This window comes from Nitrosospira sp. CT (genome assembly GCF_059489795.1).
The window spans coordinates 1-16,032 of the sequence record NZ_JCAHZJ010000064.1 but is presented as its reverse complement, the minus strand read 5'-3'; the positions used below and the strand labels follow the sequence as shown (position 1 = coordinate 16,032).

The window sequence follows — 16,032 nt, the reverse complement described above, 5'->3', positions numbered from 1 at the left end:
TGCAAATGTGAAACAGCCGCAGGGGCCTCTCAAGATGAGACAAAAGAAGACTCTCGATCAATCCATCGGGGAAGAAGAAACTAAACAAGCTGAGACAAATTCACCGGCAACCGCATCCTTAACAAGGAATCAAAAGCGCCTGGTCAAGACTGCGGCGGAGATTGCTGGCGAGCGTCCAGATGATGATGATAGGGCCTACATGCACTCTATCATGTGCCAGGTAGGCTTACCGCGCTCCAAAGTAGAAGGTAACTCATTCGAGCGTTATTCCGGTGGCGCAGCATTACTGGTAGAAGCCGGAAAGTTATGGGATGGCAAACAGTTTGTCCAACAACCAATCCCATACGGAGCGATGCCACGCCTAATGTTAGCCTGGATGAACACCTATGCCGTACGTTTCAACTCACCAGAAATTCCTGTAGGAGACAGTGCAAGCGAATTCCTGCGAATGCTTGGACATAAAAATATTAACGGTGGCCGCAACGGGGTCTACACAACTTTCCGCAAGCAAGTACAAGCACTATCCGCCTGTCGCATGACCTTAGGTTTTAACGCAAACGGTCGAGCCCACACTTACGAAGGCAAACCCATCAAGCATTTTGAAGCGTGGCTTAACACCGAAGAAAAGCAACGTCCCTTTTGGCCGGGATCAGTTACATTTTCCCAGGATTACTACCTCACCCTGAAGGATCATGCCGTACCTCTCGATCTACGCGCTTTCATGGCGCTAAAGAGTTCAGCACTGGCCCTAGATGTCTACACCTGGCTTGCCCAGCGTTTGCATAGAATTCAGGGCAGACCAATAGTCCTGCATTGGGCTAATCTGCGAGATCAATTTGCGCAGGAGTACCAAGGCAAAGACGCAGATAAAGATTTTAAAAAGAAATTTTTACCAGCATTACGCGCCGCTCTCTCAGTCTATCCGGAAGCCAAGGTAAAACAGGTAACGGGAGGAATCATGCTAATGCCGTCTCCTCCGCCAATTCCGTATAAGGGGTTCTAGTATTCACAGAAGCTGATTGGAAACAAACTCAGGTCATGGCGCGATCAGCATTATGCCTAATCCGACCCCCCTTATGATTCAGCGTGTATAACTCAGTGGAGTTCATTATCTATCCACGCCTAATCCGACCCCCCCATCCATGCCTAATTAGACCCCTGAACTGCTAAATATATGCCTAATTAGACCCCTCATTCACGCCTAATCAGACCCCCCCTAAACCGATAGGTATAGCCTTTAGATTTACCTATATGTATCTCCGATAGTGGGAGCAGGCAAGCTTGTGAATAAATATTCCGACTTGGAATTTCTTAAGCCCCACTAACATTCAGCACACCTTCATCTACCCTATGGACAACCCTGCTGGAAAACCTGATGGACGATAAAACCTCGTCCACAAGGTTTCCCACAGGGATTGCCCACAGGATTCCTAATCTCCAAAACAAATCTTTTCTGACGCGGCCTCCGGCCTTGCCCAAACCATTTTTATAATTTTTTCTTAAAAACCTGTGGTTTCACCCACGCTGCTAAGAAAGCAAAACAAAAGTAAAAACCATTCATAAAATTTTCCAATAATCAGAAGGATATATTGCCATTTCATATTCTTTATATACAATATATCGTATGTATACGTCTTTACCGTGAAAGGAGAAAACCATGAGTGCATCTCTCAACAGAGTAAATTTAATGGGGAATCTTGGTGCTGATCCGGAAATACGTTCTTCTCCGGATGGTACAACTGTAGCTACCTTTAATCTTGCTACTACGGAAGTATGGAGAGATAGAGAAGGGAATCGACAGGAAAGAACGGAGTGACATCGAATCGTGTTTTACAAAGCACTAGCTGATGTAACAAGGGACTATCTGAAGAAAGGAGCGTTGGTATATCTGGAGGGAAAGCTTAGAACCCGCGATTGGGAAGACAAAGACGGTAGAAGGCGATTTACAACAGAAATAGCAGGCAACCTACTCAGAATGTTGGACAAGAAACCCAGCAAGCATCCAGTGGACGGATCGAGTTTAGATGAAGAAGAGCTGGATATTCCATTCTGAAATAAAAGGTGAGCAAAATAACAGCCGATTAACAAGGGCTGAAAAAGGATTTTGAAATGAATGTTATTCCGATAAGGCGGGACCTCGAGTATTCAAACCCACCCAGAGTTCATACGGGCAATAAAGCTGTATCAAGGTTCATTAGCATTCTTTGGTTCCTGGTTGCCCTTTGTTGGCCTGTATTACGTTGGCTGCTTGCTATTGATGTTACTTTTCAGTTTTTCCGTATGCTGATTGGTTTTTCATGGTCCGGTTTATACTTTGATTGGCCTTTTTTTCTTCATTTTCTCCTCTACACTTGCATAATCTGTTTTGTTACATCAAAAAGATGAGGTAAATAATCATTTACGCGGCTTAAATAAACCCCCAGTTTTTGCTAGACTCATTTTGATTAAAAAGTAGCTGGGGGTTTCTAGATGGTAAAAGCCAAAAAAAAAACAGATGATCAATCAAGCCGACATATCGCACCGTCTCCGAACGACCCCGGAGAGGACTCGGTATCTATCTCCCATAGTCCAATAGAATTGCCGCTGGATTTGATAGATGAAGATCCGAACCAGCCCCGAACCGTTTTTGATCCTCAACTCCTTCAAGAATTGGCGGACACAATCCACGACAGGGGCGTCAAAAACCCAATCTCAGTACATCTTAATCCGGAGAAACCAGGTCGGTACATCATCAATGATGGAGCCCGGCGTTATAGAGCCTCTAAGATGGCAGGTAAAAAATCTATTCCTGCGTTTATTGATCCTGATTTTACGAAAATAGATCAGATTATCGTCAATGCTCATCACGCTAACTTTACGCCAAGGGAATGGGCAATCCTGATAGATCAGGAAGAAAAAAAGGGAAAGCAACGGATTCAGATCGCCAAAGAATTGGGGAAAACCCCTCCATTTGTAACTTACTACAGTAACCTTCTAAAGCTACCCGAGCCGCTCGCTGAAGTATTTAATTCGGGGCGATGCGAAGATGTTTCTGCACTAACTCAGCTATTCACAGTATGGAAACTGTATCCTGATGATGTAGAAATATGGCTTGATGATTCGACGGTAGAGGTTACGCGCCACTCTATAAGGAGTCTCCGCGACTTTCTCGATAGGCGCACAAAGCAGGAATCCTCTTTCATGCTAGCTCCCCAAGAAATCCATTTAGAAGCAGAAACAACACCTCGTGAGCGCAAACGGCGCACGACAAATCCTTTCAAGCTACGAAAGCCACTCGTACAGGTACGCGTTGATGATCGGATTGGGTATTTACTTTACTATCGCCGTCCTTCCCGTTTCGGAAGGGCATGGATTCGATATCAGGATAACGGGGAAGAGAAAGAACACGCAATAAATGACGTTCAACTTGTCGGCTTGGCAGAGGGTGAGTAATTTACGAAAGGGGAGGGGAGTGGAGGTATCAGCAAAGAAAGAGCGCATCCTTGTCATGAATGGGCAGCGTCTTCTCCAGCAGGAGCAGGGAGGAGAGTGGACTACGCAAAAGGTTTCCAAGGCCGGTCGCCTCAAGCCTGGAATCTATAATGCCTATCTCGCGAACGATGCCGATCCCACTCTGCAGCACAACGGAATTGTGTTTCATGCAGATGGGACCTACGTATACCAGAAAACAGAACAGAACATTGTTCGGTATCCATTCCAAGCATTCGACTCCATCCCAGAATACGGCAAACCAGTTTCCATTTCATATGAGCAGGGGAAAGCCCTCGTGGCGGACGCTGCTTTGAGCAAAAGTAGAAGATTGTCCCGCTAATTCATTACTAGCCTGTATACCATAACACCGCTAGAGCGGTGGCGAATCCAAGGAACGAAACTAGCAGGCTAATGCTGGAGAGGCGCTGCAAATGCCTGTATTCCTCCATCATCTTGCGGGCTACCATCTCATTTTCCATTCGTTGCAGGCTGAAGAGACGTTTTGCTTCCTGTTCAAGGGCCAGACAGATGCTATCAGCGGCCTCGCGCATGGTTTGTTCCAGCCGCCCTGCAGCTTCATCCTGTAGCTCCTTTGAAAGTGTTCTCAAGCCCTTTAGGTGGTCGTTCAAGATCATCTTCTGAATACCTGTAGCTGACTCCATCACCTGCCTGTTGATGGTATAAGTCATCAGGATAGGATCATCGCGTCCAACGGAGATACCATGACGAATAGCCACTTCCCGGATGATTTCATCGAGCGCATCACACTCCTGGGAAAGGCTATTCTTTTCATTACTGTTCATGCGGGCGTCACCAAGCCGCCGAGCCCCCCATAAAGCTGGTCGCGTACAATCTTCAAGCGCTGGCGCACCATGATCGGGAGTGAGGCAAGCTGTAAGGATTCTTCGAACGTGCGCCGTGCTCGCAACATCTCCGACAGGTCGTGCCCATAGGTTTCACGTTTCAATGCAGGAATTTCAATTACGGCGGCTACTTGGTCGCGATGGTCTTTGTAGGCTTTTAAGTCTACGAAGCGTTTTCCTTCATGTTCAATTAAGCCCCAATAGGGATTGAGCCATACTACAAACGACACATCTTGCGGAAACTGAGAAGCCATTTGCGCGAAACCACTTACTGTATCGCGTAATGCCTGACCGCCTGTGATCACGGTATGTACCAACAACCGATGCCCAATTTCGCACAAAAGCGCGGGCACATGATTCGTTATGAGGTAGTGCGACAGCGGGACGAAAGAGCTTGCCCCGTTATCGATGATGACATCCTGCTTAGACGAAGCGAGCAGTTTCACTAATGCATCGAAATGGCGGGGATTGATCTCGTCTCCTTCCATAATTTCGAGCTTATGGACATTGAGCGCTTTATATCCGTGGAAGGTCGCATTTACTGGATCTGTATCAATGCAGAGGGCTTTCTTTCCCATTGCGTTCATGTACTGCGCAAGCACAGCGGCAATGAAAGATTTACCCACACCGCCTTTCCCTTGCAGAATCATATGAACATTTGCCATCAGAGTATCTCCTCGTCTTTTAAAGGGGTTGAAGAAAAGGTGAAGCCAGCGGTATCTGTTGCGTGACGAGACGGGGAAGGTGATTGATAAGCTCGCTTCGCCTTGGGTAAGGCAGTCTCCTCGCGCTTGATAATCAGCCGATTGACTTGGCTACAGAATGTGTTGTAGCTCGCGGTTACCTTTTGCTCAGCGTGGAGTGTTTCCCAGATCTGATAGACCGTCCATCCGTCTTCGAGCGCATTGCGAATCTCATCGCGTTGAGCGAGGAACGCAGCAAGATTGCGGGCATTCCTGCTGGATCTGTTATCTCTGACCCGTAACGATATTCTGTAAGAAAGGTTCGTCATATTGATTCAGTTTATTGAATTATGAGCAATAATATATCGAACATTTATGTTGCACAACCGAAGTATTTTTGCTAACTTCAATCCATTGTTTAAAGAATCCCGGAAGAATTCAGGGCACTGAAAATTTGTTGCGAAGAGAGTAGAGGCAAGATATGTGAAGTGGGCCTACCCGCAAGCGGCCATTCCCCCTTCACTTTTCCCTTTATTCGCACGGATGTGCTCAATGGGAATCTTGCCCTGCGGGGCGAACTGATTGGGTGCGGCTGCCGCCGCCGACAGGGGAGAGCATGGAACAAGAGCAGGAGCCCACACGCAAGGGCAGTACCCCGATCAAGGTGTACTGCCTTCCCGAAGAAAAAGCGCAGATAGCGGAGAACGCGAAAGCGGCAGGCTTGAGCCTGTCCACCTTCCTGCTGCGGGTGGGGGCCGGCTTTGAAATCCATACCGTGCTCGACTACCAGCGCATCGAGGAGCTCGCTCGAATCAATGGCGACCTGGGGCGCCTGGGCGGATTGCTCAAGCTGTGGCTCACGAATGATGAGCGGTTACGGGACGTTCGGGCAGAGGAATTGCGAACACTCCTCTCCAGGATCGAGCGCAACCAGGAAGCGATGCGCACCATCATGCAGAAAGTCCTCACTCGCTAAAGGAGCAGGGGAGGGGAGGGATGATCTGCCGCCACATACCCATACGTTCCGCCCGGCGCAGCAGTTTCAAGGAACTGGTGGCCTACATCACGCACGCGAAGGACAAAGCGGTGAGGATCGGAGAGGTCAGGGTCACGAACTGCCACCAGCAGGAGGCGCAGGACGCCGTGCTGGAAGTGCTTGCCACCCAGCTACGGAATCAACGCGCCTGCAGCGACAAGACCTATCATCTCCTGATCTCGTTTCCCGCGGGGGAATCCCCCTCCACAGAGACCTTGAATTCGATCGAGATTGAGGTCTGCAATGCGCTGGGTTTCAGTGAACATCAGCGCGTGAGCGCGGTGCACACCGATACCGACAACCTGCACATCCATGTCGCCATCAACAGGATCCATCCAAAGACACTCACCATCCACAATCCGTACTGCGATTACAAGGCTCTGGGAGCCGTTTGCGAGCGTCTGGAGCGTGTCCATGGCCTCATCCATACCAATCATCAGACGATCGCTCCTGGAGTCCATAATCGCGCCCTGGACGTGGAATATCTGGCAGGGGTGGAAAGCCTGCTTGGCTGGATTCAGCGCGAGTGTTTGGAGGATCTTCGCCAGACGCAAAGCTGGGGGCAGTTGCATCAGCGCTTGAGCCGAAATGGCCTGGTTTTGCAGGAGCGGGGCAACGGCTTCGTCGTCTCTGACCAGGATGGCAGAACAGTCAAGGCAAGCTCCATTGCCCGCGACCTCTCCAAGGCGCAGCTCGTAAAGCGCTTCGGCCCGTTTGAAGCCATTGATGCGCAGCTGCAGGCGAGCCGGGGGCAGAAGGGCCGGATACATAAGGCAGAGAGGGTGGACAGGGCGTATCAGCCGCGGCCAATAGCGCGCGATTCCGGCACAGATGCACTCTATCAGCGCTATCTCGCGGAACAGGCGCACAGGCGCAGCGCCCGGGTGCAAATGCGGCAGGAGCTGCGCGCGCAGAAGCATTCCCTCGTGTCGCAGGCGAAGGACCGTGCGAGGATCAAGCGCGGACTGATCAAAGAGCTCGATTGCGACCGGTTCATGAAACGCATGCTCTACCAGCAGACGGGGGCTGCCTTGCGCGAGGATATCGGAGCCATCCATGCCCGGCAGAGGGCAGCGCAGGAGGAAAAATTCTCGCATGCGAGAGTCCTGCCGTGGTTTGACTGGCTTGCCGAGCGCGCGGCCATGGGTGACGCACAGGCGCTGGCTACCTTAAGAAAGCGGCAGCGCGCTGCCCTCAGTCGCGCCAATAGCCGCGCCAATGCGCTGCTCGCCGCACAGGAGGAGGTGGGGCAGGGCAGGGTGCCACACGGGAATAAGAATTCTGTCTCCCATGCTGGAATCAGGATCGATGGCGCGAGGATTGATGGTGCGAGGATCGACAGCGTGACCAAGCAGGGCACGCTTATCTATACCCATGGCGACAGACAGGGCAAGTCCGCCATCCGCGACAGCGGCAATCGCCTGGAAGTCTCGGAGGCTATCCGCCAGGATGGATTGGAGCTGGCCCTTGCCATGGCGGTGAAGCGCTTTGGGCGCTCCATCAGGATCGAGGGCGATGCGGCGTTCAGGGAGCGTGTCCTCTCCACGGCCCAGGCGCTGCAACTCGATATCCGTTTCGACGGAATGAGGCAGGCAGAATTGAAAGAAGAGCAGGGCAGGGCGGAAGAGGCAAGCACACCAGAGGTGCGGTGTCAGGTACCCGAGGCATACAGCGCATCCGACTACATCCCCACAGCCGGCAGTCCCGGCGAGGCCGCAGCCCGGCGCTATATCGCCGAGCGGGAAATGAAGCGGCAGAAAATCCCCGATATCCCCCGGCATGTCCTCGGGGAAATGAAACCGAGTCTTAACATGCGCTATGCAGGCTGGCGCAGGGTGGACGGACAGTTCCTGCTGCTGGCACAAATGAGCGCGGAGGAAATAGCCGTGATCCCGGTGGAGGCGGGTGTCATTGCACACGTGTCGGGGTGCAAGCGGGGTGAAGCCATCACGCTCGACAACGGGAACGCGTCGGTCAGGCGGGTTCAAAGGGAGGGTGAAACGAAAGGAATGCGGCGATGAAACCGGGACACAACAATGGCATCGGCATGAGGATGCGGGCAGACACGGCAAACCGCCCCTTCCTGATGGCGGCTCTCTTCCTCCTGGTGCTCGTTTTGAGCCTCGCTGCAGCCACGCAGTACTTCGCGCACGCGTTCCAGTATCACGCCGCCCTGGGCGCGCATCAGAACTTTCTCTACGCGCCCTGGAAAATCCTGGAGTGGGCAAAGCTGTGGCCGGACCGTTATGAGAACGAGTTTTCCATGGCAGGCAGTGTCGCCACCATGACCGCAGCCCTGGGGCTGATCCTGCTTCTGGCCTTGAAGCGGCATCTCTCCGACAGCGGGAAGAACGCCTGGCTGCATGGCTCGGCGCGTTGGGCTGGGAAAAAGGACATCGTTGCCGCGGGGCTGCTGCCGCGCCGGCGCTCATTCCTTGAGGTATTGAGAGGGCAGGGTGATGCTTCATCGCGTTCCACTGGGGTGTATGTGGGCGCGTGGGTGGACAAGAGAGGGCGGCAGCACTACCTGCGGCATAGCGGGCCGGAGCACGTGCTCTGCTATGCGCCGACGCGCTCAGGAAAAGGCGTGGGCCTTATCGTGCCCACGCTTCTGTCCTGGAGCGAGAGTGCGGTCATCACCGATTTGAAGGGCGAGCTGTGGGAGATGACGGCAGGGTGGCGCAAGCAATACGCAGGAAACAGGGTGTTGCGCTTCGAGCCTGCCGCGGTGGAGGGAGGGGCGCACTGGAATCCTCTCGAGGAAATCCGCATGGGTTCCGAATTCGAGGTGGGCGACGTGCAGAACCTTGCCACCCTGATCGTCGATCCGGATGGAAAAGGACTGGAGAGCCACTGGCAGAAATCAGCCCAGGCGCTTCTGGTGGGGCTTATCCTGCACGCGCTCTATTAGACCAGAAGTAATGGCGGGGCCCCGCCATCTTTGTCGGCCATCGATTCCCTGCTCTCCGACCCCAATCGCGACATCTCTGAATTGTGGATGGAAATGTTCACCCTGCCGCCCTCGAGTGGGCCTAACTGCCGCATCGTGAATGCGAGCGGGCGCGACATGATGGATCGGCCAGAAGAGGAGGCAGGTTCGGTACTTTCCACCGCGAAGTCCTATCTTTCGCTCTATCGCGATCCTGTAGTGCGCGAGAACATGGCCGATTCCCATTTCAGGATACGGGACCTCATGCACCACGATGACCCGGTCAGCCTCTTTATTGTCACCCGGCCCACCGACAAGGCAAGGTTGCGGCCCTTGATCCGCATCCTGCTCAACATGATCGTGCGCCTGCTCGCGGACCGAATCGAATTCGAAGGCGGACGGCCCAAGCCCGTGTACAAACACAGGCTTCTGATGATGCTGGACGAATTCCCGAGCCTGGGAAAGCTCGAAATCCTGCAGGAGTCGCTCGCCTTTCTTGCAGGCTACGGCATCAAGTGCTACCTCATCTGCCAGGACATCAACCAGCTCAAGTCCTCCAGGACCGGCTACGGGCAGGATGAGTCCATCACGTCCAATTGCCACATCCAGAACGCCTTCCCGCCGAACCGGGTCGAGACCGCAGAGCACCTCTCCAAGCTCACGGGACAAACCACCATCGTCAAAGAACAGGTGACAAAGGGGGATCGCCACACCTCGCGCACCCTGCAGGAAGTGCAACGCTCCCTGCTGACGGTGGATGAATGCCTGCGCATGCCGGGACCCGTCAAGGGAGTGAAAGACGGGCGCGACGTGATCGAGAGCCCGGGCGACATGATCATTTACGTTGCGGGATTCCCCGCGATCTATGGAAGACAGCCGCTTTACTTTCAGGATGCCATCTTCCAGAAGAGGGCGGAAGTGCCGGCACCCATGGCAAGTGACAGGCTGTAGCCTCGCATTGCACAATAATGAAAACACATCCAACGAAGAGATCAACAGAAAGACAATGATGCGTTTTCCCGTGTCGAATAATCTGCCTTGAGAAATGCCAGGGCCCAAGCCGATCATGATCATGGGCCGTGTGAGCCAAACGGCAGCAGTAGCCGCGTTCGGCCTGCTGGTGCTGGGATTCATGTTTCATGCCGCAGGCCTGCGGGCCAATGTCACCAGAAGCATTCCGATCGGTTTGTATCGCGTCATCGACGCTCCGGTGGAGAAGGGCGAGTACGTCATCTTTTGCCCGCCGGAGTCGGTGCTGTTTGATGAGGCACGCAGCCGCGGATACATCGGGGCGGGTTTTTGCCCGGGAGGCTATGGCTATATGATGAAGCGGGTGTGGGCTGTGGCAGGGGACAGGGTGACATGGGGCGAGGAGGGGATTGCCGTCAATGGTAAGCTTCTGCCGGCAAGCGCCCCCCAGGACACGGACAAGGCGGGCAGGCTCATGTGGCGCCAGGAATTGGCTGACTACGTGCTGGGCGAGTTTGAGCTATTGCTCATGTCGGATGTGAGCTGGTCATCCTTCGATGGCCGCTACTTCGGGCCAGTGGACGTGGGACAGGTGAGAGGCGTGATTAAGCCCCTGATTGTCTTCTAGGATTTCTTCGGTATTTTAGACAAAAAGCGTGATGAAGAACTCTCAGTCCCACAACTATCTGGCAGTCAACTGCCGTGGCGCGTCCAGAAGTCCGCTGGCGAAACGATAGGATACTGCTCAGCCAAGGCCAGCAGATCCTTGTCCCCAGTTATGAGGTAGCGTGCCTGGGCAGCTTTTAAGGTAGCCAGCACCAGCTGGTCGGCAGGATCGCGCAGGTGGGGGTCCTGCTCAGTACCAGGCTCGACCACATCTGCCAGAAACATGAAGCTGTCGACCAAGTCCCTGATCTCCGTCGAGCTCAGTTTTGCCCTGGACAGACGTGGAAGAACTCGCGCCATTTCATCCAGAATATAGTGCGACAGCACTACATCCAGGCTTCCATGTCGCCAGGCTCCTACGATGCGGCCGGGTATACTGCCAGGGTATGCGAGGCCCGATACCAGCACATTGGTATCCAGCACGACACGCAACGCCGGCATCAGCGATGCTTTCGTTCTTCTGCCACCAGAGCATCGATCTCGGTCAAACCTTCTTCCTCGGGCACATCCCTGTATCTTTCAGCCAGACGGTTGCTGAGCTCATCGAAGCGGTCATACATGCGGCGGATGCGCGCAAACAGCTCCGCATCCACCAGAGCGGCCACCGGTTTGCCATCCTTGCTGATGACGATGCTGTCATTGCGATATTGGACCTGGTTGAGCATTTCCCCCAGATTCTGCCGGAAGTTCACGGCATTGACTTCGGTAATCATCCATCAACCTCTATAGCAATAATCGATATGGTCATTATGATCTTAGGTGCACCTTATGTCCACATCGTCCGGGTGCTGACGTTCATGCGACATAGATCAAAAACTTACTACAAACGATAGATGGAGAGTTTTTCCATCTCAGCCTGTGAAAAAACTCAGGAAAACAGAGCCTCACTCGAAAGTGTTTCCACTTCTATGCTCACTACTCGCCATTAATAAGCCCTGTATGCTACTCAAGTTCGGCTATATTTCCAAAACTCATTTGCCTTCCCACCACAAAAAACCCTCCGAAGTTTTTTCACAGACTGGCGTGCGAAAATAAGAGAACCTGGGCTCAAATAAGGAGAAATAACGTTGGACGTTTTTTACTACTGGAAAGAATTTGAGAACAATGTCAAAGAAGATATGTTGGGCCGGTTCATTTCCAACAGGGAGCAACTTCAAAAGCTGAAAGACCGCCACCCTGATTATATTTGGGCATTCATCATTCCGAAAGGATTTGGGGGACAGCAAGGTAAAAGTGATTGCAAGTTGAAGCTCCTTGCCAGGTTAAAGTGGTCCGACAGGCCGCTTCCTGGGTTGAGGCCAACGGAAAAGAAAAAACCATTGTCAGAGATTTACTATAACCCTGAAGCTGCCGATTCCATTCTTTATGAGGATACCGATTCAGTTGAAGCACTCGACCTTGTTACCAGCCTGATAAGGTCGAAATACCCGAAGTCGTTCAAGCCGAGGTTTCATGGTGCGAATGGCGTACAAGTTATGGAGAAAGACCTTGTAGACAAATTTCGTAAGGAAACTGCTCATTATCCAGGTATCCAGTTTTTAACTGGAATAGCCGAACTGAGGTCCAAGTAATGAGTATGACAAAGATGGGCGGAGCCTGCCCTGGAAGCATGATTGAACCGTGCAGTGAATGGCTGACGAAGCAACATGAGCAAGAACGAGCAAGACCTTAACCACGGAGCAGAAATGAAGACAGCAGAACAAGTGCGCATCCTCTCGAAAATTACTACCCACGACAAGGCGGGAAAGCATTTTACAGAGATCTACAACGCTGACGATCTGGCGGAATTGGAGGCAGAAGGGCTAATTGCTATTAGCCGTCCCACACCTGAAGCTGCCGGAATTGCGTACTCTAAAGAGTATTGGACAGTGGCAGCCACCGAAGATGGACTTGCACTGGTTGAAGCCTACCCTGAATACCGGGAGTGGGAAACTGGAGGCCGTTTGCCGATCAGGTTCGCGGTTGTTCAATCGGGCTACTATGTTTTCGGCACGGGATTTACCCGCAACGAGGCATTCATGAATGCCACAAGATGGATGGTGGATGAGCGTGGAAACATCGGCGGACTCTCGCCAGAAGCAGTAAAAAATCTGATCGTCCAAACCGAAGGCCATGTGAAAGGCGATTTGATCCTGCTGTCTGCCGACCATGCGGATTTCGACTCGTACCTGGAGGAGCAAGGCGGATTTGAGCAAATTGATGGGGTCTGGTACGCAGGCCGCAATTAACGATGTAAACCACAATCGATTCGGGAAAATACGCTCGGAGAATTGATGACTGTGATCGGCCCAGCTTTTTGTAGAGCCCATCAGCATCGATTTCCCACCTATTGAGGTGCCACCCTCATTAGGCCACTACCCTCCTAATATCTTTCGTAACCAAGTCAGGAACGAATCTTTTTCTTGGAATATCTCGCGGTATAGGTAATATGGCATAGTGCGGGGGTAACTCGCTCCTCTGCCATCCTCCGTTCCGCTACCGCTAGGGTTTCCAAGGTTGTACCTTCGTTTGATCTTATAAACCCTGCTGCTGACATAACCCTCGCCGCCGCATTCGCCTACTGTTCCCCTATGATCGCAATAGCGGTTATCAAGGCCATGCCCATACCCGTAGCCGTAACCGTGGCCTTCGTAATAGTCTTCTCTCGTTGTGGTCCTATCACTCTCTAAATCTGCATTGAAAGGTATGCCATGGTCGTCACCGCCGCCTCCGCCGCCAAACTTGTTGCCACGACCGTAGCCTGTTTCCGGGATTTCATATTCGGCTAAATCTCGGCTGTAATTTCTACCGTGGCCATCGCTTTCGCCTGAGCCTTCTCCTGTACCATCGTCGAAGCCCTTGCCGGCGGCAGAGCCGCAGCCATAAGCCTTATCTTTTATTTCAACGCTTTCCATATCGGCACCGCAGCGATTGATTCTTTTGCTTTTTCTGTCACGTCCAGAATTTCAATTGCTTCCAGCAGTTCAACTCGATCAACTTCCGTTGGAAATTTGCAAGCAAACGGCCTGTTAACACCATCCACTGCAAGTTGAGAAAGTGATGCTGCGCCTTCCCAATACCATAGCCGCCTCGCACTCCTAAGTACAACTTCTTGACCGCTTCGACTTTCAAGATGCCCGGCAAATACTCCCGCGCTATTAGTCCTGACGATTACATATTTCATGACAATTTTCCTGAGATGATTATTTAGATCGACAGCTTGGCCGGGGTATTAAAATCCGCTCCCCAGGATTTTGCGAAGTTGATTTTCAACGTTCCGTTCGTTCGTGTATCTACTCCAAAAACCACAGTTACCGAGGCAGAGCTATTGAAACCCAGGACGAAACGGCGGACAACCACATAAATACGCAGAAGGAATACGTAAGTCTACATAGGCTGTCAGGGGCGAGTTGCTGCCGGCAAGCCTCCCGAAAGAGACGGACAAGGCGGGCAGAATCATCCCGCACTAGGAATTGACTGATTTCGTGCTGGGCGAGTCCGAGCTGCTGCTCATATCAGATGCGAGCTGGACATCATTCGATGCCCGCTACTCGGGGCCGGTGGAGACGGGGCAGGTGGGGGAGTGATCAGCCCGGTTTTAGCCTGGTGAATTGCCACGCTGCGCATTTTCCAGGCAACCCGTTCGCCACAGTTACTGGCTCGTATACTCATACTCCAGCTCATCAGTATCCTGATAAAATCTTGCTCCGTTTACTTTCCTTAGGACATTGCATGAATTCATATCACAGTATCTTTCAAGTAATTTCCATGCGTGATAATTTCCTGATTACTTTCAAGCTCTTTCTTGCCCCTGTCTTCGCTTTGCTTCTTTCCTCCTGCGCAATCTGGAGCAATCCCGGTGCTGTCAGCAAAATCCCTGACAATGCGCTTACTTCCAAAGATACGGGGATCATGATCATGAGCAGCAGTGCGCGCGAAGCTTGTACTATTAGCACAACTCATGCACACCTGTTTGAGCGCACAGCGGCCCGCCCTATTAAAGCCTTGAATATCAATCATACGAGCGTCAAAAGCGAGTTTGACACTCATCATGGTGGAGTCAGCGCGTTTGCCCTGGAGCCTGGCAGTTACTATTTCTTCCCCAGTCGCGCTCTCACTCCTCACGATCTCACTGGCCTTGACCCCATGATGGAAACGACAAGTGATGCGCTGGCCTTCGAGATAAAAGGTGGAGAAACGATCTATCTCGGTGAGCTGTACATGCCCAATGAATGTAACGGCAAGGCGCAATACATCGTGCGCGACCAATATGAACGGGATATGGCATTCATTAGAAAGGAGCGACCCTCCTTACTTGTTCGAGCGCCAGTGAAACGGCTCCTGGAAAATATAGGACCGCTAACCATGCTCTGTAATGCCTATGCCTGCGAACCAGTAAAACGATAGCTCCTATTGTAAACTGGACAGTCAATTAGTAATTGGCGATGTTGACGTTCTGATTCTGCAATGCTGTCACCAGGCCGGGCAGGAAGGGGTCGGTTCACGAAACGGAAAAATTGTACGCCGGTAGCCGCGCCTTTTGCACCATCCTGGTCGTTGGTTCTAGCCGCTTCACGATCCGAATCGAGAGCACCTGGCTGATTGTTAGATAAATGAAAATATCATTCTCATTTACAGAATCAGCCAGTGACGCTGCCGCTGCCCTGGCCTCATCCTGTTTCAAATCTTCCTGTGATAATGTCTTCCATAAATCTCTCCTGAAAATGATGGGCTAACGATTCCAGTTAACTGGCTCGGTGCGGATTACAGAAAACTCACTATCCCAGGTCAGGGGCGTGATTAAGCCCTTCTGAGTTCCTTCAACTTTGGACAGAAAAATGGGATAACCCATTTTTAAAAATGTAATGAAGAACTCTCAGTGTCCCCCATTCCAGTAATCCCCATTGGTTCATTCGAGAGCGCGAACTTTTCCATCGTACAATATATGATAAAAATCATGCATCATATCTCTGGAGGATGTATGAGAACTGTACAGAAAACCATCAAGTCCTAACCACCTGTCAAACTGTGAAGATTAAGTTCGGAAAGCCGGGGCCATGATCCCCTATACCCGATCGAGTCGATTAATAATCGGCCTGGTTATCTATGCCTTATGCACCTGCCTGGCCCAGGCAGAAATACTAAGGGGTCGCGTCGTCAAGATCGCAGATGGCGACACCCTGACAGTTCTCGATGAGTCAAAGCGTCAACACAAGGTAAGGCTTGTGGGGATTGACGCGCCAGAGCGCAAGCAGGCGTTCGGCACCGTATCCCGACAAAATCTGGCTGATCTCGTCTTTGGCAAGACAGTTGCTGTGGAGTGGCACAAGCAAGACCGCTATCAGCGTGTTTTGGGAAAAGTGCTGCTGAATGGACAGGACGTCAACCTTAAGCAGATCAAGGCGGGGCTGGCATGGCATTACAAACGGTATGACA

The 16,032-nt window shown here is 52.0% G+C and carries 18 protein-coding genes and 2 pseudogenes; 13 read left to right on the top strand and 7 right to left on the bottom strand.

All coding sequences use genetic code 11. The features are described from left to right. Positions 1-7 precede the first annotated feature (7 nt). The 5 genes and pseudogenes from AC52W5_RS10975 (at position 8) to AC52W5_RS10955 (ending at position 3,811) form a co-directional block, all read left to right on the top strand. A complete protein-coding gene (locus AC52W5_RS10975; protein ID WP_495671027.1) occupies positions 8-1,003 on the top strand; it encodes a replication protein RepA in 996 nt (331 codons plus the stop codon). A 654-nt stretch (positions 1,004-1,657) separates the two neighbouring features. Next, positions 1,658-2,053 (top strand): annotated as a pseudogene (locus AC52W5_RS10970) (single-stranded DNA-binding protein). Between the two features lie 56 nt (positions 2,054-2,109). Beyond that, complete coding sequence (gene kleE / locus AC52W5_RS10965) at positions 2,110-2,385, top strand: KleE stable inheritance protein (protein ID WP_495671026.1); 276 nt, start codon at positions 2,110-2,112, stop codon at positions 2,383-2,385. A gap of 84 nt (positions 2,386-2,469) precedes the next feature. Next, positions 2,470-3,432, top strand: coding sequence for a ParB/RepB/Spo0J family partition protein (locus AC52W5_RS10960; protein WP_495671025.1), 963 nt, complete (start codon positions 2,470-2,472; stop codon positions 3,430-3,432). 19 nt (positions 3,433-3,451) lie between these two features. Continuing rightward, a complete protein-coding gene (locus AC52W5_RS10955; protein ID WP_495671024.1) occupies positions 3,452-3,811 on the top strand; it encodes a KfrB domain-containing protein in 360 nt (119 codons plus the stop codon). Positions 3,812-3,818: 7 nt separating this feature from the next. Here the strand turns inward: AC52W5_RS10955 and traM are convergent, their stop codons facing one another. Genes traM through AC52W5_RS10940 form a run of 3 tightly spaced genes read right to left on the bottom strand, consistent with a single transcriptional unit; the run spans position 3,819 to position 5,346 of the window. Next, the gene (gene traM / locus AC52W5_RS10950; protein WP_495671023.1) at positions 3,819-4,274 is read right to left on the bottom strand and encodes a conjugal transfer transcriptional regulator TraM; all 456 of its coding nucleotides are present in this window, start codon (positions 4,272-4,274) and stop codon (positions 3,819-3,821) included. Beyond that, entirely contained in the window at positions 4,271-4,999 is a 729-nt protein-coding gene (locus AC52W5_RS10945; RefSeq protein ID WP_495671022.1) for a nucleotide-binding protein, read from the bottom strand. The genes traM and AC52W5_RS10945 overlap by 4 nt, the downstream gene beginning before the upstream one ends. Further along, on the bottom strand, positions 4,999-5,346 hold the full coding sequence (locus AC52W5_RS10940) for a TraK family protein (protein WP_495671021.1): 348 nt from the start codon (positions 5,344-5,346) through the stop codon (positions 4,999-5,001). The genes AC52W5_RS10945 and AC52W5_RS10940 overlap by 1 nt, the downstream gene beginning before the upstream one ends. A 287-nt stretch (positions 5,347-5,633) precedes the next feature. Between AC52W5_RS10940 and traJ the strand changes: the two genes are divergently transcribed. The 4 genes and pseudogenes from traJ (at position 5,634) to traF (ending at position 10,579) form a co-directional block, all read left to right on the top strand. Further along, positions 5,634-5,993: a conjugal transfer transcriptional regulator TraJ gene (gene traJ, locus AC52W5_RS10935; RefSeq protein WP_495671020.1), complete on the top strand. Its 360-nt coding sequence runs from the start codon at positions 5,634-5,636 to the stop codon at positions 5,991-5,993. 20 nt (positions 5,994-6,013) lie between these two features. Further along, positions 6,014-8,074 (top strand): TraI/MobA(P) family conjugative relaxase, encoded by a 2,061-nt coding sequence (traI, locus tag AC52W5_RS10930; RefSeq protein WP_495671018.1) that lies wholly within the window; start codon positions 6,014-6,016, stop codon positions 8,072-8,074. Beyond that, positions 8,071-9,933 (top strand): annotated as a pseudogene (locus AC52W5_RS10925) (type IV secretory system conjugative DNA transfer family protein). Before traI ends, AC52W5_RS10925 begins: the two are co-directional and overlap by 4 nt. A 94-nt stretch (positions 9,934-10,027) precedes the next feature. Further along, the gene (traF, locus tag AC52W5_RS10920) at positions 10,028-10,579 is read left to right on the top strand and encodes a conjugative transfer signal peptidase TraF (RefSeq protein ID WP_495671017.1); all 552 of its coding nucleotides are present in this window, start codon (positions 10,028-10,030) and stop codon (positions 10,577-10,579) included. Positions 10,580-10,644: 65 nt separating this feature from the next. On the opposite strand, the gene AC52W5_RS10915 is transcribed toward traF, so the two are convergent. Beyond that, positions 10,645-11,058 (bottom strand): putative toxin-antitoxin system toxin component, PIN family, encoded by a 414-nt coding sequence (locus tag AC52W5_RS10915; RefSeq protein WP_495671016.1) that lies wholly within the window; start codon positions 11,056-11,058, stop codon positions 10,645-10,647. Further along, positions 11,058-11,330: a type II toxin-antitoxin system prevent-host-death family antitoxin gene (locus AC52W5_RS10910; RefSeq protein ID WP_495671015.1), complete on the bottom strand. Its 273-nt coding sequence runs from the start codon at positions 11,328-11,330 to the stop codon at positions 11,058-11,060. Before AC52W5_RS10910 ends, AC52W5_RS10915 begins: the two co-directional genes overlap by 1 nt. A gap of 354 nt (positions 11,331-11,684) precedes the next feature. Between AC52W5_RS10910 and AC52W5_RS10905 the strand changes: the two genes are divergently transcribed. Together AC52W5_RS10905 and AC52W5_RS10900 are read left to right on the top strand one after the other, a co-directional pair. Further along, positions 11,685-12,188 (top strand): hypothetical protein, encoded by a 504-nt coding sequence (locus AC52W5_RS10905; RefSeq protein ID WP_495671014.1) that lies wholly within the window; start codon positions 11,685-11,687, stop codon positions 12,186-12,188. A gap of 114 nt (positions 12,189-12,302) precedes the next feature. Beyond that, a complete protein-coding gene (locus AC52W5_RS10900) occupies positions 12,303-12,845 on the top strand; it encodes a hypothetical protein (RefSeq protein WP_495671013.1) in 543 nt (180 codons plus the stop codon). 126 nt (positions 12,846-12,971) lie between these two features. Here AC52W5_RS10900 and AC52W5_RS10895 read toward each other — a convergent pair whose 3' ends face one another. Next, positions 12,972-13,511, bottom strand: coding sequence for a hypothetical protein (locus tag AC52W5_RS10895; protein ID WP_495671012.1), 540 nt, complete (start codon positions 13,509-13,511; stop codon positions 12,972-12,974). Further along, entirely contained in the window at positions 13,493-13,780 is a 288-nt protein-coding gene (locus AC52W5_RS10890) for a DUF6948 domain-containing protein (protein ID WP_495671011.1), read from the bottom strand. The genes AC52W5_RS10895 and AC52W5_RS10890 overlap by 19 nt, the downstream gene beginning before the upstream one ends. Before the next feature lie 548 nt (positions 13,781-14,328). Between AC52W5_RS10890 and AC52W5_RS10885 the strand changes: the two genes are divergently transcribed. After that, positions 14,329-15,003 carry a hypothetical protein gene (locus AC52W5_RS10885; RefSeq protein WP_495671010.1) on the top strand — a complete coding sequence of 225 codons (675 nt, stop codon included), beginning with the start codon at positions 14,329-14,331 and terminating at the stop codon, positions 15,001-15,003. A gap of 650 nt (positions 15,004-15,653) precedes the next feature. Continuing rightward, positions 15,654-16,032: thermonuclease family protein (locus tag AC52W5_RS10880; protein ID WP_495671009.1), on the top strand; the 379-nt coding region annotated here is incomplete at its 3' end.